Origin of the sequence: Clostridium oceanicum, assembly GCF_039521385.1 — a bacterium.
Taxonomy (GTDB): domain Bacteria; phylum Bacillota; class Clostridia; order Clostridiales; family Clostridiaceae; genus Clostridium_F; species Clostridium_F oceanicum.
Genome location: NZ_BAAACG010000010.1, coordinates 145560 through 169672, shown reverse-complemented (window position 1 = coordinate 169672; position 24113 = coordinate 145560). Strand labels below are relative to the sequence as shown.

16 protein-coding genes are annotated in these 24113 nt (G+C 29.1%); all 16 read left to right on the top strand.

All coding sequences use genetic code 11. From position 1 onward, the window contains the following. The first annotated feature begins 5 nt into the window (after positions 1-5). The 16 genes from ABDZ71_RS11225 (at position 6) to ABDZ71_RS11150 (ending at position 23926) form a co-directional block, all read left to right on the top strand. Positions 6-3431, top strand: coding sequence for an FtsX-like permease family protein (locus ABDZ71_RS11225; protein ID WP_343761675.1), 3426 nt, complete (start codon positions 6-8; stop codon positions 3429-3431). Positions 3432-3857: 426 nt separating this feature from the next. After that, positions 3858-4640 (top strand): CPBP family intramembrane glutamic endopeptidase, encoded by a 783-nt coding sequence (locus ABDZ71_RS11220; protein ID WP_343761674.1) that lies wholly within the window; start codon positions 3858-3860, stop codon positions 4638-4640. A gap of 255 nt (positions 4641-4895) precedes the next feature. Continuing rightward, positions 4896-5108: a hypothetical protein gene (locus tag ABDZ71_RS11215; protein WP_343761673.1), complete on the top strand. Its 213-nt coding sequence runs from the start codon at positions 4896-4898 to the stop codon at positions 5106-5108. A 312-nt stretch (positions 5109-5420) separates the two neighbouring features. Continuing rightward, the gene (locus tag ABDZ71_RS11210) at positions 5421-5981 is read left to right on the top strand and encodes a GNAT family N-acetyltransferase (RefSeq protein ID WP_343761672.1); all 561 of its coding nucleotides are present in this window, start codon (positions 5421-5423) and stop codon (positions 5979-5981) included. Positions 5982-6699: 718 nt separating this feature from the next. After that, complete coding sequence (locus ABDZ71_RS11205; RefSeq protein WP_343761671.1) at positions 6700-11160, top strand: hypothetical protein; 4461 nt, start codon at positions 6700-6702, stop codon at positions 11158-11160. A gap of 183 nt (positions 11161-11343) precedes the next feature. Continuing rightward, positions 11344-11796 carry a MarR family winged helix-turn-helix transcriptional regulator gene (locus ABDZ71_RS11200; protein WP_343761670.1) on the top strand — a complete coding sequence of 151 codons (453 nt, stop codon included), beginning with the start codon at positions 11344-11346 and terminating at the stop codon, positions 11794-11796. A gap of 42 nt (positions 11797-11838) precedes the next feature. After that, positions 11839-12342: a GNAT family N-acetyltransferase gene (locus tag ABDZ71_RS11195; RefSeq protein WP_343761669.1), complete on the top strand. Its 504-nt coding sequence runs from the start codon at positions 11839-11841 to the stop codon at positions 12340-12342. Between the two features lie 186 nt (positions 12343-12528). Continuing rightward, positions 12529-13146, top strand: coding sequence for an HXXEE domain-containing protein (locus ABDZ71_RS11190; protein WP_343761668.1), 618 nt, complete (start codon positions 12529-12531; stop codon positions 13144-13146). Between the two features lie 114 nt (positions 13147-13260). Further along, positions 13261-13878: a TetR/AcrR family transcriptional regulator gene (locus ABDZ71_RS11185; protein WP_343761667.1), complete on the top strand. Its 618-nt coding sequence runs from the start codon at positions 13261-13263 to the stop codon at positions 13876-13878. Between the two features lie 103 nt (positions 13879-13981). Further along, entirely contained in the window at positions 13982-15706 is a 1725-nt protein-coding gene (locus ABDZ71_RS11180) for an ABC transporter ATP-binding protein (protein WP_425544714.1), read from the top strand. Position 15707: 1 nt separating this feature from the next. Next, positions 15708-17453, top strand: coding sequence for an ABC transporter ATP-binding protein (locus tag ABDZ71_RS11175; protein ID WP_343761665.1), 1746 nt, complete (start codon positions 15708-15710; stop codon positions 17451-17453). Positions 17454-17573: 120 nt separating this feature from the next. After that, a complete protein-coding gene (locus tag ABDZ71_RS11170; protein WP_343761664.1) occupies positions 17574-18167 on the top strand; it encodes an MptD family putative ECF transporter S component in 594 nt (197 codons plus the stop codon). Beyond that, positions 18167-18868: an energy-coupling factor transporter transmembrane component T gene (locus ABDZ71_RS11165; RefSeq protein ID WP_343761663.1), complete on the top strand. Its 702-nt coding sequence runs from the start codon at positions 18167-18169 to the stop codon at positions 18866-18868. The genes ABDZ71_RS11170 and ABDZ71_RS11165 overlap by 1 nt, the downstream gene beginning before the upstream one ends. Beyond that, a complete protein-coding gene (locus ABDZ71_RS11160) occupies positions 18865-20262 on the top strand; it encodes an ABC transporter ATP-binding protein (RefSeq protein WP_343761662.1) in 1398 nt (465 codons plus the stop codon). Before ABDZ71_RS11165 ends, ABDZ71_RS11160 begins: the two co-directional genes overlap by 4 nt. A 4-nt stretch (positions 20263-20266) precedes the next feature. Continuing rightward, complete coding sequence (locus ABDZ71_RS11155) at positions 20267-20881, top strand: L-2-amino-thiazoline-4-carboxylic acid hydrolase (protein WP_343761660.1); 615 nt, start codon at positions 20267-20269, stop codon at positions 20879-20881. Positions 20882-21247: 366 nt separating this feature from the next. Further along, on the top strand, positions 21248-23926 hold the full coding sequence (locus tag ABDZ71_RS11150; protein WP_343761659.1) for a phosphoenolpyruvate synthase: 2679 nt from the start codon (positions 21248-21250) through the stop codon (positions 23924-23926). Positions 23927-24113 lie beyond the last annotated feature (187 nt).

Here is a 24113-nt window from a genome sequence, read left to right as displayed (position 1 = left end):
TTAAAATGAAAAAGAGAGCTTTACAAAAGAATAATATTAGAGAAATTTTTAGATCCAAGGCTCGTTTTCTATCTATATTAGGCATTATTTTATTAGGTGTATGCTTTTATGGAGGAATCAAAGCCACTGGGCCAGATATGGTCAACACAGCAGATACATATTACTCAAAGAAAAACTTAATGGATACAAAAGTCATATCTACCTTAGGTTTAGGTGAAAAAGACCTAGACATATTAAAAAAAGACAAAAATATTTTAGACTTTGAAGCTTTATACAGCAAAGATGTGAGTTTATCAAAGGACAATAAGGTTGTACGATTCTTTTCCTATGATTTAAATAAAGATAAGCATCTTAATGAATATAGAGTAACTCAAGGTAGACTTCCTAAAAAAAGTGGAGAAATTGCTTTAGACAGTAGAGTTTCTTCATATAAAAAGTACAAAATCGGTGATACATTTAAATTTAGCGAAGAAGATAAAGTAGATGATGATTTTAAAACAAAGACATATACCGTAGTAGGACTTGTTAATTCTCCTATGTATATCGAAAATATTTCTAGGGGAAATACAAATGTAGGCAAAGGATCTATTGATTATTTTGCTGTTGTTCCAAAAGAAGATTTTGATATGCAGTCTTACACAGAAGTTTACATAAGGTATAAAGATACCAATAAAGAAATGTCATATTCAAAGGAGTATGATGAAAAAATAGCTTCAAATAAAGAAAAGCTAAAATCAGATTTTAAAAATAGACCTGAAAAGCGATTAATAGAGATTAAAAAAGAAGCAGATGAAAACATTAGAGATTATAAAAAAGATTTAGAAGATGGAGAAAAAAAGCTTAGAGAGTCCAAATTAGATTTAGAAAAGGGAAAAGAAGAATTAGATAAAGGTAAAATCGAGCTAGCTCAGGGCAAAATTACATATAATGAAGAGATTAAAAAAGGAGAAGCTAAGTTAGAAGTTAGTTCTAAAGAGTTTCAAAAGGGTAAAGAAGAGCTTGAAAGCAAGGAAAAAGAGTTAGCAGAGGGCAAAGCTGGCTTAGATAAGTTTAAAATAGAAATAGATAAAATGGAAAATGAACTAAAAGCTGCTGGAGTTGATTCTAACACTGATAGCTACAAAGTTCAAGAACAAATTAAAGAAATTAAAGTCTTTACAAAGGGATTATATTCTCTAGTTTCAGATATGACATCTACCATAGAATCTACTCCTAAAGGAAGTGCAATCCCAGAGAATAAGCTTAATACTTGGGTTAGTAAATTAAATAATCCTCTTATAAATTTAAGTAAGGTTCAAGCAAATATAATATCACTTTCAAATGTTTCTATGAATGAAGTGACTCGTAAAAAAGCAAATGAGATTCCAGAAGAACTTTCTAACGTGGCTAGTGAATCTCAAACTAAAGCTAGATCCTTAGAAGAATTAGTCTTTAAATTAGTACCTTTATCCAAAGGTAAAGAGAAATATGAAAGAGAATTAAATCAGTATAATGAAGGCTTAAAAGAGATTAATAAAGGAAAAGAGCAGCTAGCAAATAGTGAAAAAGCCTTAAATGATGGAAAAAGCCAGCTTGAAAAATCAAAAACAGATGGAAAAAACAAATTAGATGAATCAGAAGCAAAGCTTAAAAAATCTGAAAAAGAGATATTAGATGGAGAAAAGAAACTAAAAGATGAAGTAAATAAATTAGAAGATGGATTAGAAAAGCTTGAAAATGAAAGAGAAAAAATAAAATCTTTAAAAGAGCCTACATATTACTTTTTTGACCGTGAAGATAATCCAGGATATGCTGAGTTTAATGAAAATGCTGAAAGAATTTCTTCTATAGCAACAGTGTTTCCAGTGTTTTTCTTTATGATAGCAGCTCTTGTTTGTTTAACTACTATGACTAGAATGGTAGATGAAAAAAGAGGAGAAATTGGAACATTAAAAGCATTAGGATATACAAATTGGGAAATCTCTCAAAAATATATTATCTACGCAACTGCGGCAAGCTTAATAGGAAGTTTACTTGGCTTATTAATTGGATTTAACGTTTTTCCAGCGGTAATTTTTAATGCTTACGGCTCACTTTACAATTTACCATCTATAATTATTAAATACCATTTAAGCTATTCAATTCAGTCTATTGTAGTAGCCTTAATTTGTACATTGGTTTCAGCTTTAGTAGTTTTAAAAGTAGATTTATTAAGTCTTCCTGCCATTTTAATGCGTCCAAAGGCACCAAAGGCAGGGCAAAGAATTCTTCTTGAAAAAATCACATTCATTTGGAATAGATTAAAATTTAATGAGAAAGTAACAGCTCGTAACTTATTTAGATATAAACAAAGAATGCTTATGACAGTCCTTGGAATTGCAGGATGTATGGCATTAATAGTTACAGGTTTTGGACTTAGAGATTCCATTGGTGATGTAGTAAATATCCAATTTAATAAATTATGGCATTATCAAGGAATTGTAACCTATAACAAAGATGCTACAGAAAAAGATAACGAAAAATACTTAGAAAAGTTAGCTAAAATTCCAAATTATAAGGATCGTTTAACTATTTCAAAAGAGTCTATGAAGGTTAAAAAAGAAGGAGTAAGTACTCAAGATATAATGGTTGAAGTTCCTAAAACAAGGGAAAACTTAGACAAATTTATCTTATTTAATGATAGAAAATCAGGAGAGAAATATAAGCTTACAGATAATGGCGCCATCATAAATGAAAAATTGGCAAAAATGTTTAAACTAAAAGTAGGAGATACCTTTGAAGTTTCAAACAATGATAATGAAAAATTTCCTATCAAAATAGATAAGATAGTTGAAAACTACGCTATGCACTTTGTTTATCTAACGCCAACATATTACGAAAAAGTCTTTAATAAAAAACCAGATTATAATTCTGACTTAATATTATTTAAAAAAGATCTTACTAAAACGGAAGAAAATGAGTTGTCTAAAGAATTAATGGAATACAAAAAAGTTACCAATATGAGCTTTTTAAGCAAAACTAGTAGCGCAATGAGTAAGAGTATCGATAGCTTAAATATCGTTATGTGGGTTTTAATTATTTCAGCGGGAACTTTAGCATTTATAGTTTTGTATAACCTAAACAACATAAACATCTCAGAACGTATTAGAGAACTTTCTACAATAAAAGTTTTAGGCTTTTACGATAACGAAGTAACCATGTATGTTTATAGAGAAAATAACATTTTAACACTACTTGGAATATTACTTGGATGCGCAGTAGGTAAGCTATTTCATGGATTTGTTTTAGAAACTGCAGAAGTTGATATGCTAATGTTTTCTCCTGCTATCCATATAAAAAGTTACCTATATTCTGCCCTTATAACAATACTATTTTCCTTAATTGTTATGGCAGTAATGCATTTAAAATTATACAAAGTAGACATGATAGAAGCATTAAAATCCAACGAATAGAATGGAGAGAACAGATAATAGATAACAGATAACAAAGAACAGATAACAAAGAATAGATAACAAATAACAAATGAAAAACTACCAATTATAAATAAAAAATAACAAAGAACAGATAACAATTGAAAATACAATTAGAAAATAGCAAAGAACAGAGGACAAAGAGCAAATAAAAAAATTAAAAACAATAAATAAAAATAAATAATATTTCCTGCATGGCAAATATTAATCAAGGAATAATGCACTAGTAATTAGATTTAAATCTAAAGCTAGTGCATTTGTAATTTCAAAAAAGATACATTAGAAATTATTGTATTAAAAATAATTAATAACTTAAGTGAAAATTAATACTTTTTAAAGAGAAGGTTAATATATATTATTTACAATACTAGTACATAATAATTTATCAATTAAGGAGTGAATAATGGTATGGAGAATGCAGTACAAAAGAAAAAAATGAAAGCAACATACATAATAATGATTATAAATATAGCTATGATATCAGCAAGTAGTTATATTATGAAAGCAGTATTTGGATATTCATATTTAGATGAGGGGTTTCTTAAAGCAGTATGGATTCCACAAACAATATATTGCATATTTATATTTTTCGTGATTAAAAAGTATTATAGCTTTGAAGAAGTGGGATTTAGAAAGATTAATAAAAAAGGATTTTTGCCCATAATACCTAATATTATAGTTATTTTACTTATGCTTCTTGTTACATCTTTAGAAATACCTTCAGTAAATACTTCACAGAAAACATTAATAATATCAGCATTAGGGGGAACCTTATTAGTTGGATTTACTGAGGAAGTTATGTTTAGAGGGGTGTTATTACAAAGATATTTAGAAAATGGACAAATAAAGAAGGGAATAATAATAAGTTCATTGATGTTTTCTTTAATGCATTGTTCTAACATTTTGAGTGGGCAATCTATAGCTAAAACAGGAGGACAATTAGTTGTTACTTTTATAATGGGTCTATTTTTCGCTACAATATCTGTAAAATTAAATAATATAGTTGTTCCAATACTTTATCATTTTTTATGGGATTTTAGTGTTATTTCCCTAGGAATCATTGGAATTAATAATGCACCACTATTGGCAATGTTATCAAGTGTGGCGAATGTATTAGGTATAATAGTTATGGTTAAAATACTAATAAAAGAAAAATTTTTCGAAGGTAAAAAATTAGAGTATAATCGTTAAGGTTAATCTAAGGATTGCTTACTATTAAATAAGTTATCCTTAGATTATTTATTTTATTAGGGCTAAATGGTCATTAAAGAGTAAATTTATAAGATTAATCTTTGTGTTTTAAATATTAAGTAGTAAAAGTATAAGTGATTTTATTACAATATTAATATGAATTTACAAATAGAGAAATTATTAATTAGTAAAGTTATAAACTCTAGGGTATAATTAGTTAATACAAAAGAGGCACTTTACAAAGGAGGATAAAATATGAAAAGTTTATCTAATAAAATAACAAAGACGCAAATTGCAACTATTGTATTGCTAATAGCTTATGGTATATGGGAGTTTTATGTATATAAGTGGAGCAAGACTCTTCCTCCAAGTGATCCCATTATAAGAATTGATTTAGCTATGATATATCCTGTTTTATGTATTCTTATAATAGTTTCATTGATGCAGGTATTTAAACGTAATAAATAACAAATAACAAATTAAAGAGAACAGCTAACAAAGAGTAAAGAATAAATAAAAAATAATAGATAACAAAGAGCAAAAAATAAATGGAAAATAAAAATAAAAAATAACTGATAACAGTTATAAATGATAATTTTAAATTTAAAATTAATAAATAATATTTGCTACATAGCAAATAATAATTAAAGAATAAATGCACTAGTGATTAGACTTAAATCTAAAGCTAGTGCATTTGTAATTTCAAAACAGATAAGATAGAAATTATTTTAAATATAAGAGTATGTGATTATTGAATTTTAAAAGGAGGATTGTAATTGTATGATTGAGCCTTTAAAACTGAAACCTGTAAAATTTAAATCAAAAGAATATTATAAAACAAAAGAATTATATAAGAATGCATTTCCACATAAGGAAAGAATATCTCTAAGGTTATTGTCTCTCCGTGCTTTGTCAAAGAATATTGAGTACTTAGCCATGTATGATGAAGATAGATTTGTTGGATTTTGCTATTTAATCATGTATAATAATCTAACTTTTATTATGTATCTTGCTATTGATAGTTCTCTTCGTGGGAAAGGTTATGGCGGTCGTGCCCTTGATTCTATACGTGTATTTACTTCAAAGAATAGGGTGGCTTTAAATATTGAAGCTGAAGATGAAAATGCTGAGAATAACGACCAGAGAATTCGAAGAAAAAGTTTCTACATAAAAAATGGATACAGATTAGCAAACATGGATACTATTGAAATGGGTGAAGCATATGAAATGTTATCTTATGGTGGAGAAAAAGTAGCTAAATCTGAATATGTTACCCTTTTGAAAAACTTTGCTACACCAATTTTATCACCTTTCATAAAATATGCAGTGAAATTTAGATAGTGACACTTCTTCATAGAGAAATTAGTAATAGCTTATATATACAAAGTTAAATTTAGAAAGAAAAAAATAATGCACTCGCAGTTAGAAGAAATTCTAAGGCTAGTGCATTTATTATTTTGTAAATTTATAACTTAATCTTGAATATTAAGAATCTATTATCATTATATAAAAATTTAAAAATCTGTATTGAAGATAAATTTTCAATATGAGTAAAAATATTTAATTTGTATTTAAAATGCAGAAAATTTAGAATATGAATAAAATTTAAACAAATATTCAAAAAATTGTGTGGATTATAAATGTAAATGATGTATATATAGGATAAAACTAAGTTATAAGGTACTTATGGTTTAATTTTCATATTTAATAAATAGTTAACAAGTTTTATAAATAAATTATGTTAAAATTATTAACAAGATAAAAATTAATATTTATAAATGATATTATTTTAGAGTTAATATTAGGAAAATTCTGTATTATAAATGTTAGCTTAATTTTAAAATAATTACTTTGATGGTCAAAATAATTTTATGGTTATTTCATACATCATTACTAAAGTACTTAAAGACCAATAGAAATATTTAATTTAATGTAAAATATTTTCATATGTTTTACATTAAATTAAATATTTCTAGGGGGTGATCATAAAAATAAATTAGATTTTTATTTGGATTTATGCAACTTAACAAAAGACTAATCATAAGGGGGATAAAGTATTATGCAACATACAATAGCAGAACTTACTGAAAAGTTAGAAGAATTAAATAGTGAATTGAATAAAAAAGAACAAGAAAAAGCTGCTATTCAAGGGGCTTTACAAAGTTTAAAAACAGTTAATACTGATAATTTTCAATTACACAAGTCCTTGGAAGATATGACATTAAGAGAATTACAAACAGTTGAGGAAAGATTAAGACGTATTAGTTACCCAGGTTCAGAATCTGAAATGTTAGCTGCATTTAGCGATGCTCATGGAGGACGAGGAGCACCTACGTTAATGTCTTATACTCGTGATAGATTTCTAGGAGTAGTAAGATCAGCAATAAGTAAATTACAAGGGGAATCATCTTCAGCTTCAATAAAAACATTAGTTGAGCAAGCATCTAATGAGGTTGAGGGAATAAGAGCAAACATACAACAAATAGAGTCAGACCCAAGAATACAAGATGCAGAAGCATATGAAAGATTGGTACAACAAAAAAGAGAAGAACAACTACAGAAACTACTTACAACAACAGACTATACTGAGAAGTTAGAAGAATTAAATAGTGAATTAAATAATAAAGAACAAGAAAGATCTTCTGTTCAAGGGGTATCACAAAGGTTAGAAACAGTTAGCACTGGTAACTTTTCAGTGAATAAACCTTTGGAAGATATGACATTAGGAGAATTGACAGAGATTAAAAATAGACTGACTAGTATGGATGATTTAGAAAAAAGTACACTACTAGGTCCAGCCCATGCCTCCTATGGAGCGCCTGTTCCAACTTGGCCTGCTTATGATAAATTATTAGAAGCAGTAAATTTAGGAATAAGTAAATTACAAGGGGAATCATCTTCAACTTCAACAAAAATGTTAGTTGAGCAAGTATCTAAAGAGGTTGATGGAATAAGAGCCAATATACAACAAATAGAGGCAGCTCCAAGAATACAACAAGAAGAAAGAATAAAAATACTATCTTTTTTAAACAGTGGCAACAATGATGGTAGTACTGATTCAAATGAAAACTCAGATAAGAATGTTTTAATGCAATTTTTGGAAACGATTAAAAATGAGTATCATAAAGAAGAAGAAAGAGTAGATAGTCTTCAGCAGTATATAACTTCTGAAAGTAATACGGCAACAGAAGAGCAAGAAAAATTTGCAAATGAGATAGCAGACAAATTATTTGGGGAATTTGAATTAACTGAAGAGGATAAATTAGCTATAAAAAACTTAACAGGAAGAGAAAGAGTTGGACTTGCAGGATTAATTTATGGTGGTATAACAGGTGCTATGCAGCTACATACACAAGCCACAGGACAATCTCATATAAAGGTAAGTGGACTACTTTCTAAATGGGTAAAAGATCCAGTTTCTATGCTAGCAATGGGAAATATAATTTATAAAGCAGTAAAGGACTTTGAAGATGGCGCTTCTACAACAGAAGTATTTTCATTTATATCTCAAGCATCTGTAAGTATATTTAGTACAGCTAATTTTATAAATAGTTTTGTAGAAGCTAAGACAGAATCATTAACTAACGGAAAATCATTTTTAGAAACTCTAAGAGAAAAGTATACAACTTCTAATATGTTAGATCAAAAATACAGTTATAGTTATAATTTTGATACAGATACTCATTCTCTTCAATCAACAAGATTTGTATCAAAAGATGTTTCAGATATAGTAGCTACAGATCCTATGGCAGGAGGAACATATAAACCTTTAAATCCTGATGGTGTTGTTCCACCTAGAGTGCCAGATGTTCCAACAAGTGGAATAAATTTTGGTCACGGAAGTGTTTCAGATGTAGTGGCTACATCAGGAATCCAAGGTACCTATAGACCTTTAGGTTCAGGAGTTGGAAATGTAGATCCACCTAAATTGCCAAGCCAATCATTAACTCCAGATGTTCCTAGTGGTGGAACGGGAGGAAAAGTAGTAGGAGGATTAGCTATAGCTGCTGATTTAGCTTGGGTAGGTTCTGCAATAGCTAATGTAGCAGATGGAGAAGCTAAACCTAGTGAAATAATGGATTTAATAGGATCAGTAATTGCTACAGCAGGAGATGTTGTAGGATTAGTAGGAGGACCTATAACACAAGTAGTTGGAATGGTTATAAGTGCATTCGGAGGAGTAGTTTCAGCAGCTGGAGGACTTGCAGATCTAAAGTCGGATTCAAGTCCAGCAGAAGTTGGAAGAGCCGTAGGAAATTTCTTTTTAGCTTTAAACCCACTACTTCCTTCAGTTGAATCTGTTGAAACGGCAATAGAGTATCAAAAGCTTAGAGATTCAGCAGATAATGAAGTAGATAGAATAATTTATGATGCCCTTCATAAAATAGCTTCACTAGATTGTACTCCTCTTATAAATTTAACTCATGGAGCGTATAATGAAGCAATAAGAGAAGAGGCAAGAGAAGAACTTATAGATAAATTTGGTTCATTTGATAATATGATGAAACAATACATTGTTTCTGATTCAGAATTTCAAAATAATTTAAATAATGCTCATACTTTTTTAAAGGAAAATGCCCATACTATTCACACTCAATTTTTAACAGCATATCTTACTCCAGCACAAATAAATGAATTATTTAAAGATGAAGAATATCATAGGTCCGGGTATGATGTAAGAAGTATCCAAGACAACTTACAAGTAAAAGGAGAAGAATCTAACGGTGCATATAAATTAAAAACAGCAGCCGGTGTAAGTATATTGCCAGCAGGAGCTAATTTGAAAAACATAAATGGAAGAGAAGTACTAGATACTGTTTCTTTAGGATATGGAACCGGAAAAGATGCTATAACAGACGAGGATGGCAATGAAGTGAAAAATCCGAGAGTTATAGATACTGCTACTCAAATATCTTATAGTAATAGTCAATTACAAATGTTTAGTACAGAATTCAAACATAGACATAGAGAGAGGTATATATCAGGTTATACAGGTGGTGGTTGTATTCCAGGAGCTTGTGGTTTAGGTAGAGAGCCTATTTATAGTTATAGAGAGGATCCTAAATATGCAAGATTCAAATGTTGGATAGATGTAGTTGATGATATGAGTGGTTTGAAAACTTATAGTACTAGAACAGTTACTGATGCTCATTATGGTTCAATGAATCCAGAAATAAGAGAAGTAACAGAATATAATAATCTTCCAGATGTAAATAACAGAGTTATATCTACTATATCAGATATTATATTCCCTAAAATCGAAACAAAAGCTGGGGATGATGATGTTATTTTAGCTAATGTAGAAAGAGTTTATAATGATGGAACTGGAGATAGTGTAGTTAGAGCCATGGCAGATGGTGGAGAAGGGACAGATATATTAGATCTTTCTGCTATAAAAGAAAATGATGATCAAACATTTGATTTTAAGTATTCTGTAAAAGATAATAATTTAAGTTATCTAAGACAAAATGGTGATGGAAAAGATTATGACTTGAGTTTTTCTAATTTTGAAGAAATAAGACTTACTAAAGTAAATAATAAAATTTCTATGAAAGATGATTCTGATATTGTTTTAAATGAAGGTGAAAAACCTGAAGAAATTAGAATTATAGGAGCCGGTGCTAAGGAAAATTATATAGATTTTTCAGCTGTAGAAGGAACATCACTTTATTTCCAAGGATCATTACAGACTACAAATAAAATTTCAGGTACAGAAAATAATGATGTAATAGGACTTTCAAAAATTGAAGATGAAAGTACAGTAGGATCCTTAACTGCTTATGGTAATGGCGGTAACGACATGCTTCTAGGTGGAGATTTTACAGGAGCAGGTAAAAATATACTTCATGGCGGAGTTGGAAATGATTTTATAAGAGCTAATGGTGTATATAGTGAACTTTATGGAGGCAGTGATAGTGATATTCTTCAAGGAGCAGATAAAGGCATTAATAAACTAAATGGTGGTTCTGGTAATGATATGATAAAAGCAGGTAAAGCTTCTGCAATTTTAAATGGAGATGAAGGAGCAGATTTTATAACTGGAAATATTGGTCAGGATGTCATAAATGGTGGTATAGGAGATGACTATTTATCTGGTGGAGATGGAGCCGATAGTTTCGTCTTTTCAAATGATTTTGGCAAAGATACTATTAAAGATTATGAATCTCAGGATAAACTAATTTTTGATAGTACCAGTGGAGTTTCTAGTATAAATGATTTAGTGTTTATGGAAAATGAAGAGCAAAATTACTTAGCCTTAATTCATGATTATGATGTAGTAAAAATTCAAGACTTTGATGACAGTAAAAATTTAAATATTACAATAGGAGATAAAGTAGTAGATTCTAATGCTATAGAAAGTTTGATAGAAAGTTCAGTAGGATTTAATGATTATAAAGATGCTATAGTATCTCAAATAAGCAATCCACAAGAGAGAGAAAGAGTATTAAATTCAATTTCATATTCAACACAAAATCAATATTCTGGAGCTTTCAGTGGTTCAAATACTGGACAAGTATAAAGTTTATAATAATAAAAAATAGATTTAGTTTTTAATTGAAACCTATCTTAGGCCTTGAAATATAGGCGTTAAGATAGGTTTTTATAATGCTTTTTTAAAAAATACTTGAAGTTTCAACTAAAATAATATATACTAAATATTAATTGATAGTTCAACTAATATTTGATTATAAAGGAGAGAAATATGAAAAAATTAGAAGGCGAAGTATTGCGATTTGTAGGAACGTTATCTAGATGTATAAATTCTAAAGCTGATTTTGAATATAAAAAATTTAATTTGAAAAAAAGTCAATATATGTTTTTAACTAGAGTTTGTGAAAATCCTGGAATTAACTTTGTAAATTTATCAAACTTGTTAAAAGTAGATAAAACTACAACTACAAAAGCAGTAAAAAAGCTTATTGACATTGGATATTTAAATAAACAACAAGATAAAGATGATAAGAGAGAATATAAATTAACTGCAACTAAAAAGGGTTTGGAAATATATGAATTTATGATTGAGGAAGAAAATAAGCAGTTTAGAACATCCTTTAAAAATTTTAGTGAAGAAGAAAAGGAAATGGCAACTAAATTAATAAAAAGAATGAGTGAAAATATAGAAGAATACTGGATTGATATAAAAAATAAGCAATAATATTAATTAATTTATATAACAAAACAAGAGAGGAGAATTGAAATGGAATTTAGAAAAGCAGTTAAAAGTGATATTGATAGTATAATGAACATTATTAAACAGGCACAAGATTATTTTAAAAAAGAGGGGATTGATCAATGGCAGGATGGTTATCCTGATGTTGAAACAATAAGTAATGATATTGCTGAAGGAAATAGTTATGTCTTGTTAAAAGATAATAATATTGTTCTTACTGCAGCAGTTTCTTTTGATGGAGAATCAACATATGACTCTATTTATGAAGGGGAATGGATTACTAATAATGAATATGCAGTTATTCATAGAATAGCTGTTGACAATAATTATAAAGGATTAGGATTATCATCTCAAATTATAAAAAGTGTAGAAGAGCTTTGTTTAAGTAAAGATGTCCATAGTATCAAAGTAGACACAGAGCACGAAAACATATCTATGCAAAAACTACTTAAGAAAAACAAATTTCAGTATTGTGGAATAATTCATTTAGAAGATGGAAGTGAAAGAGTAGCTTTTGAGAAAACAATATAATAAGGATGAAGCATTATTTGAATCTATATTTTTTCAAAAATATCATAGTTAAAAACCTGATGCACTAGTTTTAGAATTTATTCTAAAGCTAGTGCATTTGTAATTTTATTACAATGTATATATAAATATATTTTTGATTGGAAATAATAAACTAATAAGATAAAGCATTAAATTATGGAGGTTATTATGAGAAATAGTTATATAGAATGGGTAAAAGATAATTGGCAAAAAGCTGCAATATTAGTTTTGATTTATGTTTTAGGAAGCTTAATTCCACTGTATTCACGAATAGATTTTATTGAGTTTATGATTCTATTAGCATTTCCACTGTATTTGGTACATGAAATAGAAGAATATATTTTACCTGGTGGGTTTCCAGTATTTTTCAATAAGAATTTATTAAAAGTAAATCCTAGGGATAAAATTGTACCTGTAGATAGGGAAGTAATATTTTGGATTAATTTCATTTATATATGGCTCATCATTCCATTGTTTTCTGGACTTGGTTTTATTAATATAAAGTTTTTCGCATGGATACCCTATTTCTTTTTCTTTCAGGCGTTTGGCCATTTAGTTATGGGGATAAAAGGGAAAATGATATTTAATCCAGGAATTAGATCATCATTTATATTTCATGTACCTTATTCGATTATTATGATTAATTTACTAAGTAATAATGGGGCTTTTACAAATCCATATGTAAATCTTTATATGTTCATTGGATTTATGTTTAACTTATTATTACCTATATCTGCAAAATTCATTATTATCCCTAGATATCACAGAAGGCTTAAAAAACATTAAATGGTAATAGTTTAATTAATTTTGGAAAGTACAAAATGATATTGACAATCGTTATCAATTATGATAATATATCAGTGATATATATCGGTGATATATTATGGAATGGAGGTTGTTATGAAAAATAGTACTGATACACAAAAAAAATTATTAGAAACAGGAAAAAAAGAGTTTTTAAAAAATGGATTTAAGAGTGCATCATTAAGAAAAATAGTTAAAGATGCAGGTTTTACGTTAGGTGCTTTTTATGGATATTATAAAGATAAAGAATCCTTATTTGATGGATTGGTTGAAGATGTATCTAATGAAATGTTTACAAGTTTTAAAAAGGCTCAAGATTCACACTTTGATCTTATTGACAGTGAAGAAACAATTAATAGTACAAAGTTATCAACTGAGTATTTGAGATATTTTATGGATTATATATATGATAATTTTGAACAATTTAAATTATTAATTTGCTGTGCAGATGGAACTAAATATGAAAACTTTATTAATGATTTAGTCAATATTGAGGTTGAAAGGACAACTGAATATTATGAAACTCTTAGAAAATTAAATAAAGTGAAAGGTAACATTAATAAACAACTACACCATATGCTAACAAGTGCGTATTTTACTGCAGTGTTTGAAACAGTTGCTCATGATATGGCAAAAGAAGAAGCTTTGGGATATGTAGAGGAATTGGCATTATTTTTTAACAGTGGATGGGAAAGTTTGATTTCTTTTAAATAATTACTGCCACTATAACTGAGTAAAAATATATCTATTTAATAAAACATATCAGAATATAGAAGGGGGCTCTGTTTTGAAAGATAATAAACAAAATAGTATTAGTATGATTTTAAATTTTGCTAAACAATGTAAAAACAAGATGATTGCATCAATTTTACTTTCCATAGCCGGTGTAGCATTTGGTATGATACCTTACTTTGCTGTATCTAATCTTATATCAAGGCTATTTGAAAATGATTATAAATGGGCGAACATAATGTATATAGCTTTGATAGCTCTCATTGGATATTTAGGAAAAGTTATATTTTCAACCATGTCAACAATTTTATCACATAAGAGTGCTTTTATAATCCTAAAAAATATAAGACAAGAAATAACTGAAAAACTCTCTAGAGTGCCTATGGGATATATTATTGATACCCCATCTGGAAAATTTAAAACATCAATAGTTGATACTGTAGAAAAGATTGAATTGCCTTTAGCACATATGATACCAGAATTAACATCAAATCTTTTAGTACCTATATGCTTGTCTATTTATTTCTTTTTCTTGGATTGGAGATTAGCATTGATAGCTTTGGTAACTATACCCATAGGGTTAGTATGCTATATGGGTATGATGAAGGATTACGAAACTCGCTATGCTAGAGTATTAAAAGCAGGTAGAAATATGGATGCTACAATAGTTGAGTATATTAATGGTATTGAAGTAATAAAGATGTTTAACCAATCAGCTAGGTCTTACAAAAAATATACAGATGCTGTGAAGGAGAATAGTAATTCTAAAAGTGAATGGTTTAAAAAAACAAATGGATATTACACTATAGCTATTTGTATAATGCCTACATCTCTTCTTGGAGTTTTACCAATGGGTACATATCTGTTTATGAAAGGCAGCATTAGTATACCTGTACTTATAACCTGCATTATTTTATCATTAAGTCTTATCAAACCACTTATACAAGCCTTAGAATATACGGACAGTTTAGCAATGGTAGACAGTACAGTTAAAGAAATAGCAGAGATTTTGGAAGCGAAAGAAATGAATAGACCTATAGATAGAAAGAATATTAAGAACAATACAATAACATTTGAAAATGCATGTTTTGCCTATGGTGAGGTACAAGTACTTAAAGATATTAGTTTTTCAACAGTTCCATCAGGTATTACAGCAATAGTAGGACCATCAGGTAGTGGTAAGTCTACTATTGCTAAGCTTATTGCTAGTTTTTGGGATGTTGATAAAGGAAGTATAAAGATAGGGGGCATAGACGTTAAAGAATTGCCCTTATCTCAAATAATGGAAACCATAGCTTATGTATCACAAGATAATTTCTTATTTAATTTGTCTATAAGAGAGAATATACGTCTAGGAAATAAAAATGCATCTGATGAAGAAGTGGAAATGGCTGCAAAAAAAGCAAGTGCTCATGAATTTATTATCACATTACCAAATGGTTATGATACAAACGTAGGAGATGCTGGAGGGAAATTGTCAGGTGGAGAGCGTCAAAGAATTTCTATAGCTAGGGCCATTTTAAAGAATGCATCAGTAGTATTGCTAGATGAAGCTACAGCTTTTACGGATCCTGAGAATGAAAGTATAATACAAAAATCTATAAATGAACTAATAAAAAACAAGACGTTAATAGTAATAGCTCATCGATTATCTACAATTGTTCACGCAGACCAAATAGTTGTAATGAATAAAGGGAAAATTGAGAATATGGGAAATCATAGATATCTCTTAGAGAAATGCAAATTGTATAAAGAACTTTGGCAAGCTCATATTAGCTTTAAAGACAATGCAATAGAGGAGGTATCATAAAATGATAAAACTATTTAAACGTTTACTAAATTTTTCTGGAAACTATCATAAAGATATTGTTATGTCTGTAATTTCCAGTTTTATTCGTTCTAATTTCGAAATTATACCCATAATGGGGATTTTAATGCTTATTAGGTGGCTAATTATGTCCACAGAAGGCAAAAAAGTAATTGGGATGACTGATGTTTGGACTGTTTTTCTAGTAATGTTAGCTAGTATAGTAGGTAGAATTATATTTTCTAACATATCAAATAAAAAGCGTGTACTAGCAAGTTTTGGCATGTGTCAAGATAAAAGATTGGAAATAGGGGAACTTATGAAAAGAGTACAAATGGGTTATTTCAATGATAATGTATTAGGAGAAATAACAGCTACTACAACTACTACATTAGGTGATATTGAAACTATAGCAGTTACCATATTTGATAAAGTTATTTGTGCTTTTGTACATGGAATTGTTATTGCTTTATGGATACTGGCATATGAATGGCACATTGGTGTTATTACTATCGTAGGTATCATTCTTTCAATGATTGTATATGTATATTTACAAAAGAAAAGTAAGATATTATCTCCAAGAAGGCAGAAAGCCCAAGCTGGATTGGTTACTGCTATTTTAGAATACATACAAGGCATTGCAGTAGTTAAAGCATATAACCTTGGAGGGATTTCAAGTGAAGGAGTAAAAAATGCTATAGAAGAAAGTTCAAATGCTAATATAAAGTTAGAGAGAGTATTTTCAAGTCTAACAGCAGTATATCAATTAGTGTTCAAAATTGCTGCATCAGCAATTTTAATAGTAGCTCCCTATCTTCTTATTGGTGGTGATATTACTATTGAAAAGTGTTTCATTCTTCTTATTGCTAGTTTTATGATATATGCACAGATGGAGATAGTTGGAAGCGTATCATCTTTAACTAGAGTAATAGAATCATCACTAGACAGAATAGACGATCTAAATAATACTCCACTTATGGATGAAGATGGAATTACAATTGATTTAGATAACTACGATATAGAATTGAAGAATGTATATTTTTCATATGATGATAGAGATGTAATCAAAGATATGAATATAAAAATACCACAAAATACTACCACTGCAATAGTTGGACCTTCAGGTAGTGGTAAAACTACACTATGTAGATTAATAACACGTTTTTGGGATGTTCAAAAAGGAGAGGTTATAGTTGGTGGCCACAATGTTAAAGAATTTACTTGCGAAAGCCTTTTAGATAATTTTAGTACAGTATTTCAAAAGGTATACTTATTTGAAGATACAATATTGAATAATATCCGCTTTGGTAAGCCAGATGCAACAATAGAGGAAGTTAAAGAGGCAGCAAAAAAAGCTTGTTGTCATTCATTTATAGAAGCTCTTCCAAAGGGGTACCATACATATGTAGGTGAAGGGGGGAGTAGTTTATCAGGAGGAGAAAAACAACGAATATCTATTGCTAGAGCTATACTGAAAAATGCTCCTATAGTTATTTTAGATGAAGCAACAGCTAGTGTTGATCCAGAAAACGAAAAGGGTCTACAAATTGCCATTAATGAATTAACCAAAAATAAAACCATAATTATGATAGCTCATCGTCTTTGTACTGTGCAACAGGCAGATCAAATACTTGTAGTTAATAATGGACAAGTAGAACAAGTGGGAAAACACAATGAATTAATATCAGAAGAGGGAATATATAAAAGATTCATATCAGCTAGAGAAGAGGCTATAGGATGGCAACTTTAAATATTTTTTAAAATTGCCACTAGCTAATGTAGACAGGCCTAGATGGAATGAAAATATACCAAATAGCCTATAGAAGTATACCAACATTTGTGATAGAAGCAATAAAAGGAGGAGAAAATAATGAATAAAATAAATAAATTTTCAGTCAGAGATATTATAACAATGGTGATTTTAAGTGTTCTAATAGTGGTAGTACAATTAGCTGTTAATGCTGTTTCTATGGTTAATGAATTTTTTAGTTTAGTATTATCATCTGGTGTAGTGTGTTTTTTATCTGCACCAATATATGTTGTAATGATAAAAAAAGTAAAAAAACCATTGGTTACATTTGTATATAGTTCAATTTTAGCTTTAGTTTATTTAATGATGGGATATTGGTTTATAAGTATTTATTTAATATTAGTAGGTATTATATGTGAATTATTCTTATATAAAAATCAGAATAATAAACAAATAATAAAAGCATGGACATTTTTTAGCATGGCCTATGTTGGTACATCAATCCTTCCTATTTTCATCATGTGGGATGATTATGTAACAGCATCACTAAATGGCGGGATGACTATGGAATATATAAATAGCTATAAAAATTATTACACTGAGCCTAAGTGGATAATATTCATTGTTGCATTTGCAGCTATATCTGGGTTAATAGGAAGTTATTATGGTACTAAGCTTACTAAAAAACATTTTGATAAAGCAGGAGTATTATAATGAAATCACAAAACAAATTGGAGTTTAGCTTACTTACAAAATTAATAATATTAATATTAACTATATTAGGAACATTTCTTTTAGAAAATGTGAAATACATGCCAATTTTGTTTTTAGGTCTTACATGTAATTTTTTAATTCAAAGAAAATACAAAATATTAAAAAGCTATATACCTTTATATTTGATTTTAAGTATTATACGTTATTTAAGTCATAAGTATATGTTGCCAATTATTGTTTTTTCTGAATTCTATGTTTTTATATTTTGGTGGCTAACACCAATATTCATGGCTATGCAAGATGTTATGACTACATCACCTGGTATTATAAGTTCTTTTTTGTCTAAAATACATGTATCAAAATCTTTTATTTTAGGAGTTTTGGTTACCTGTAGATTTATACCGACTGTTAGGTCTGCTATAAAAGGCATAAGAGAATCAATGCACAATCGTGATTTAACAGGTATCAAAAATTTGATTTTGCGTCCTTTAAAAACATATGAGTATGTATTAGTACCAATGTTAATGATGAGTATTAACACAGCAGATCAACTGTCAGCATCTGCTATGGTTAGAGGAGTACAAGCCCCCTGTAATAGGGGGAGTTACTATTGTGACGAAAAAGGGTTTAAGGATTGTATCGGGATTACAATAATAATATTTGTTTTTTGTTATATATTGCAAAAGGGGGGAATAAAATGATTCATTTAAAAAATATCTCTTTTGCTTATGGCAAGGCCTATTGTTTAAAAGAGGTATCACTTAAGATTAAAAAAGGTGAAACAGTGGCTATAATAGGGCCTTCTGGTAATGGTAAAACATCAATAATACGAACTATAAATGGATTAATACCTCATTATTTTGCTGAAGGAAAATTTGAAGGAAGTGTTTATATAAATGGTAAGGATACAAAAGAATTATCTATGTGGGAAAGAGGTAAGATTGTAGGTAGTGTATTTCAAGATCCAAGAACACAGTTTTTTTCCGATAAAGTAGAAGGTGAGATTGCTTTTTCATGTGAAAATTATGGCTTTGACCATGATAAGATAGTAGATTATACAAATGACATTATAAAAGAACTTAAATTAAAAGAATTAAAAGGGAAAAAATTGTCTGGATTATCTAGTGGAGAACGTCAAAAAGTAGCTATTGCTTCTGCAATGGTAGCTAAAGCTAAAATTTTGATTTTTGATGAACCATCAGCAAACCTTGATGATGAAGGCATTGAAAATCTAAGTTGTATACTAAAGACTTTAAAATATTATGGTACTACTATGATATTTGCAGAGCATAGGATTTATTATCTAATGGATATAGTTGACAGGTTTTTATACATCAAAGATGGAAGGATTATTAGAGAATATACCAAAGAGGAAATAAAGGCACTTGGTTTATTAAAACAGAAAGAACTAGGAATAAGATGCCCTTTTAAAACAACTATAAAGCCTTTACAAAAAATTTCTATTAAAGAAGACAAAAAACCTTTAATAGAGATTAAGAATATAGTACTTAATATTAAAGGGAAAAATATAATAAATAATTGCTCCTTTTTAGGATATGCTGGTCAGATAATAGCTATATTAGGTTCTAATGGATCTGGGAAAACTTCATTAGCCAAAGTGATAAGTGGCATATACAAAGAGAGTAAGGGCAATGTTTTAATTGAAGGCAATAAAATTACTCACAAAAAAAGAAATAAAAAAGTATGGTATGGTGCAAATGAAACTCAAACACAATTTTTTACAAATAGTATTGAACAAGAAATACTTACAGGAATTAACAAAACACCAGAACTATTAGATAAAGCTAGAAGTCTATTAAGGGTATTTGATCTATACGATATAAGGTATAAACATCCATATGCTTTGTCAGGAGGACAAAAACAAAGGCTATCAATAGTGTGTGGTTTATTATCAGAGAGAAAGATTCTAATATTAGATGAGCCAAGTAGTGGGTTGGATTATAAAAATATGGAGATATTGGCTAAAACCATAAAATATGCTGCTTCATTAGGCAAAGCTATTTTCATAATTACTCATGATTATGAATTAGTTAATGCCTGCTGTACACATTATTATAATTTGACGGGGGAATAGAATTATGAATTGTAATAAAATTTTGAAGAAAAGTTCAATGCAGTATCTTTTATTTAAAGGGATATTATGTGATAATGAAGTTTTATTAAAAAAAATTAACCATAGATTGACTTTGTTAATTAGTAAACATGATTTATCCAATAAAAAAATGGCTGTACATATGAAAAAGGCAATATTACCATCTATAGCAGTTTATATGGAAATGATTGAATTTGGATATAGTAGAGAAGAAAGCTTAAGATATATAAAAGATTCAGCAATAATTGCAAATAAATCAATGGCAGATTTTTTTAAAACTATAGGGAAGTTACCTTTTGGATATTCTTTATTTAGAAAATTATGTCCTCTGGCGATAAAAAATAGTTTTTGTGAGCCAGGATGGAAAATGAAATGGATAAAAAATAATAAAGATACTATAGAATTTCATGCTAAAAAGTGTTTATATTTTGACATAATGAAAGAAGAAGGATGTGTAGAGTTAGTTCCGATTTTTTGCCAAATAGATGATTATGTGTACGGTAATATGGATAACGTGATTTGGGATAGAAAAAAAACACTGGGAAATGGTGATGAATTATGTGATTTTAGATTTTTGTCAAACCATAAAAACTCATTATAATAATGTATGAAAATTTTATCACAGATTTGCTATATGTGGCCGGGGTATTTTCTTTCTCATAAGAGGTAGATTTATTTTGCTATTAACAATCTGTAAAATACATAATTATGCCTAAATACTACAGAAGGCTAAAAAAACATTAAATAAAAGAGCATTAAACAAAGAGAGGTTTAAGCTAAAAGTAATATTTAATTACAAAGGGCTATATTTTGCTATGTATGTGGGTGATTTTATTTTACTACCAATACCCGTAAGGATTAAATTTATTTCACTACTATAAGATATCCACTAAAACGTAGCAATACTAGAAACAAAACAGTATTTTATGAATACAATAGATATTGTCAGTAGAGGAGATGATATCTATTGTATGTAGCTAAATTTAGTGAAATAAGTAAATCTAGTCTTCCAGAAGTTGGAGGAAAAGCATTGAATCTAGGACTCTTATGTAAAAATGGATTTAATGTACCAGAAGGCTTTGTTGTTACAACGGAAGCTTTCAAAAAATTTATCAATTCCTGTGCATATATGAATAGTTATTATTCCAAGCTTTCTAAACTAAAAGTAAATGAAACCAACGCTATAAATAAACTTAGCAAAGAGATTATTTCCTACATTAAATCAGCTAATATGCCCTATGTGATAGAAAAGTCTGTAAGAAATATTTTTAATAATTTTGACTTTGAAGGTAGCTTTGCAGTTAGATCAAGTGGTACAGCTGAAGACTTGCCTTATGCTTCCTTTGCCGGGCAACATGATTCTTATTTAAATATAATGGGCATTGAAAGCATAATATTTCATATAAAAAAATGCTGGGCATCACTTTTTACTACTAGGGCTATTTTATATAGGCTTAAAAATGGATTCAATCATAAAAAGGTCTTTCTTTCTGTAGTTGTCCAAAGGATGATTCCATCAGAATCTTCAGGGGTAATGTTTACTGCAGACCCTATCAATGAAAATAGAAACACTACTTGTATAAATGCAGTTTACGGACTTGGTGAAACCTTGGTACAGGGGATTGCTCCTTCAGATTTATACAAAGTAAAACTTAACAATATAATAGAAAAGAATATAAAAACAAAGACCATCGGAATGTATAACAATAATAGAGGCGGCATAGTTAAAAAATCCATATCTGATTCCCTTAAAAAATCTCAAGTGCTAAAGGATAAAGAGATATTAAAATTAAGCAAAACTGGTAAAGATATTGAAGATTTTTATGGGGCACCACAGGATATAGAATGGGCTTATTACAATAAAAAGTTATATATACTTCAAAGTAGGGGGATTACAACCTTATATCCTATTCCTAAAACTCACAATGATTTTTTCCATGTATACATGTCCTTTGGCCATCAGCAAATGATGACAAATGCAATAAAGCCTTTAGGGATAAGCGTTGCCAGTTTCTTTTGCATGCCTAGAGACAAATCTTCAAAAGAGGTGAAAAATCCCTTCGTAAAGGATATAGGAAGCAGAGCTTATGTAGATATAACTGAAGTTTTAAAGACACCAATCTTAAAAAACACCTTGCTGGATAAATCGCCAATGATGGATGAATTAATGATTAATTCAATAAAAGAAGCAACTTCTAGTGATGATTTTAAACATAGCAAAATAGAGCATTCTTCTATAAAGCATATTATTGCAAGCAATTTAAGCACAATGTTAGTAAGTTTTCTAAAAGAAACGAAAAACGATGCTTCCTTAACTTGGCTTCAAAGAACAAATGCTACTATAGACAATATCTGTACTACCTTTGATACTAATCTTAAAAAGCTATCCGGCAAAGATGCAATGAACTATATCCAAAATGAAATTCTAAATTCTTTAAATAGAATATTTCTCACCTTGCCACCGGCTACACAAATAGGCATGTTATCACAAAAATCATTACAGAAAAAATATAACAAGTATTTTGGAGAATCCTTAAATATACAAACCTTAAACAAGTCTTTAAGAGGAAATGTTACTGCAGAAATGGGCTTAGCTATTGGAGACTTAGGAGATATTGCAAGAAAATATCCAGAAGTTCTTAACTATTTAAAAAGAACTAACAATCCTAATTTTATAGATAAACTTAAAAGATTTAATGGAGGATCTAAATTTTATGATGCATTAACTGATTTTTTAAGTAAGTATGGAATGAGATGCCCTGGAGAGATAGATATAACTAATGAAAGATGGCTTGAAAATCCTTTATCTTTGCTTCCTTCTATTATAAGTGTTGCCAATGCAAAATCCTATGGAGAGCATAAAATAAATTTTGATAAGGGATTAAAAGATGTAGAAAAAGAAAGAAACAAAATAATTTCAAAGGCTAAAGCTAAAGGCTTAAGTAAAAATAAAATAGATAACTTAGACAAATTAATTGACACCTTTAGAAAAGGAATAGCCTTAAGAGAGCACTTTAAGTATTGCTTAATTAGAATCTTTTGGATTATTAAAAAGTCCATATTAAAAGAAGCAGCAATTTTACAAGATAAAGGGATTATAGATGAAAAAGAAGATGTTTATTACCTTTGGTTTTATGAAATTCATGATGTAGTGGAAAATAAATTTAAAGGAAACCTAAAAGATACTATAAAAAGCCGTAAAGAAGCATATATAAGAAATCGTAAACTCAATCCCCCAAGAGTAATTACAAGTAACGGCGAGCTTTATTATGGTAACTATGTAAATAAGGATATACCTTCTAATTCATTGCCAGGCATACCAGTTTCCCAGGGGGTTATTGAAGGAAAGGCTAGAGTTATCTTAAATCCAAACAATGCTCATTTTGAATCCGGTGAAATTTTAATAGCTCCTTTTACAGACCCAGGCTGGACAACTTTATTTATTTCATCTAAAGCCCTAGTCACAGAAGTTGGGGGATTAATGACCCATGGAGCTGTAATTGCCAGAGAGTACGGAATGCCAGCAGTTGTCGGTGTAAAAAACGCAACCAAACTAATAAAAACAGGCGATAGGATTAGAGTTAACGGCTTTTCAGGATACGTGGAAAAAATAACAGCAAATAATAAAACAGCAAATAATAAATAAAAAATAAAAAGTAAACAGGGAAACAAGAATAGTAAACCAATAATGGATAAAAACAGGAGATAACAATTAACAGCCTATAGGCCCCCCAATTAGAGTGGACAATATTAATTGAAATAAGTTAATATGAAATTAAGATAATTTGGAGGGGATTGTTTATATAGCTTTAAAATTACTAAGATTAATAATA

Coding starts and splice junctions, on each gene's coding strand:
- ABDZ71_RS11190 (WP_343761668.1), top strand. CDS start 12,529: ATGAGAAATAGTTATATAGAATGGGTAAAAGATAATTGGCAAAAAGCT.
- ABDZ71_RS11200 (WP_343761670.1), top strand. CDS start 11,344: ATGAAAAAATTAGAAGGCGAAGTATTGCGATTTGTAGGAACGTTATCT.
- ABDZ71_RS11195 (WP_343761669.1), top strand. CDS start 11,839: ATGGAATTTAGAAAAGCAGTTAAAAGTGATATTGATAGTATAATGAAC.
- ABDZ71_RS11155 (WP_343761660.1), top strand. CDS start 20,267: ATGAATTGTAATAAAATTTTGAAGAAAAGTTCAATGCAGTATCTTTTA.
- ABDZ71_RS11225 (WP_343761675.1), top strand. CDS start 6: ATGAAAAAGAGAGCTTTACAAAAGAATAATATTAGAGAAATTTTTAGA.
- ABDZ71_RS11220 (WP_343761674.1), top strand. CDS start 3,858: ATGGAGAATGCAGTACAAAAGAAAAAAATGAAAGCAACATACATAATA.
- ABDZ71_RS11175 (WP_343761665.1), top strand. CDS start 15,708: ATGATAAAACTATTTAAACGTTTACTAAATTTTTCTGGAAACTATCAT.
- ABDZ71_RS11165 (WP_343761663.1), top strand. CDS start 18,167: ATGAAATCACAAAACAAATTGGAGTTTAGCTTACTTACAAAATTAATA.
- ABDZ71_RS11170 (WP_343761664.1), top strand. CDS start 17,574: ATGAATAAAATAAATAAATTTTCAGTCAGAGATATTATAACAATGGTG.
- ABDZ71_RS11210 (WP_343761672.1), top strand. CDS start 5,421: ATGATTGAGCCTTTAAAACTGAAACCTGTAAAATTTAAATCAAAAGAA.
- ABDZ71_RS11160 (WP_343761662.1), top strand. CDS start 18,865: ATGATTCATTTAAAAAATATCTCTTTTGCTTATGGCAAGGCCTATTGT.
- ABDZ71_RS11180 (WP_425544714.1), top strand. CDS start 13,982: ATGATTTTAAATTTTGCTAAACAATGTAAAAACAAGATGATTGCATCA.
- ABDZ71_RS11215 (WP_343761673.1), top strand. CDS start 4,896: ATGAAAAGTTTATCTAATAAAATAACAAAGACGCAAATTGCAACTATT.
- ABDZ71_RS11185 (WP_343761667.1), top strand. CDS start 13,261: ATGAAAAATAGTACTGATACACAAAAAAAATTATTAGAAACAGGAAAA.
- ABDZ71_RS11205 (WP_343761671.1), top strand. CDS start 6,700: ATGCAACATACAATAGCAGAACTTACTGAAAAGTTAGAAGAATTAAAT.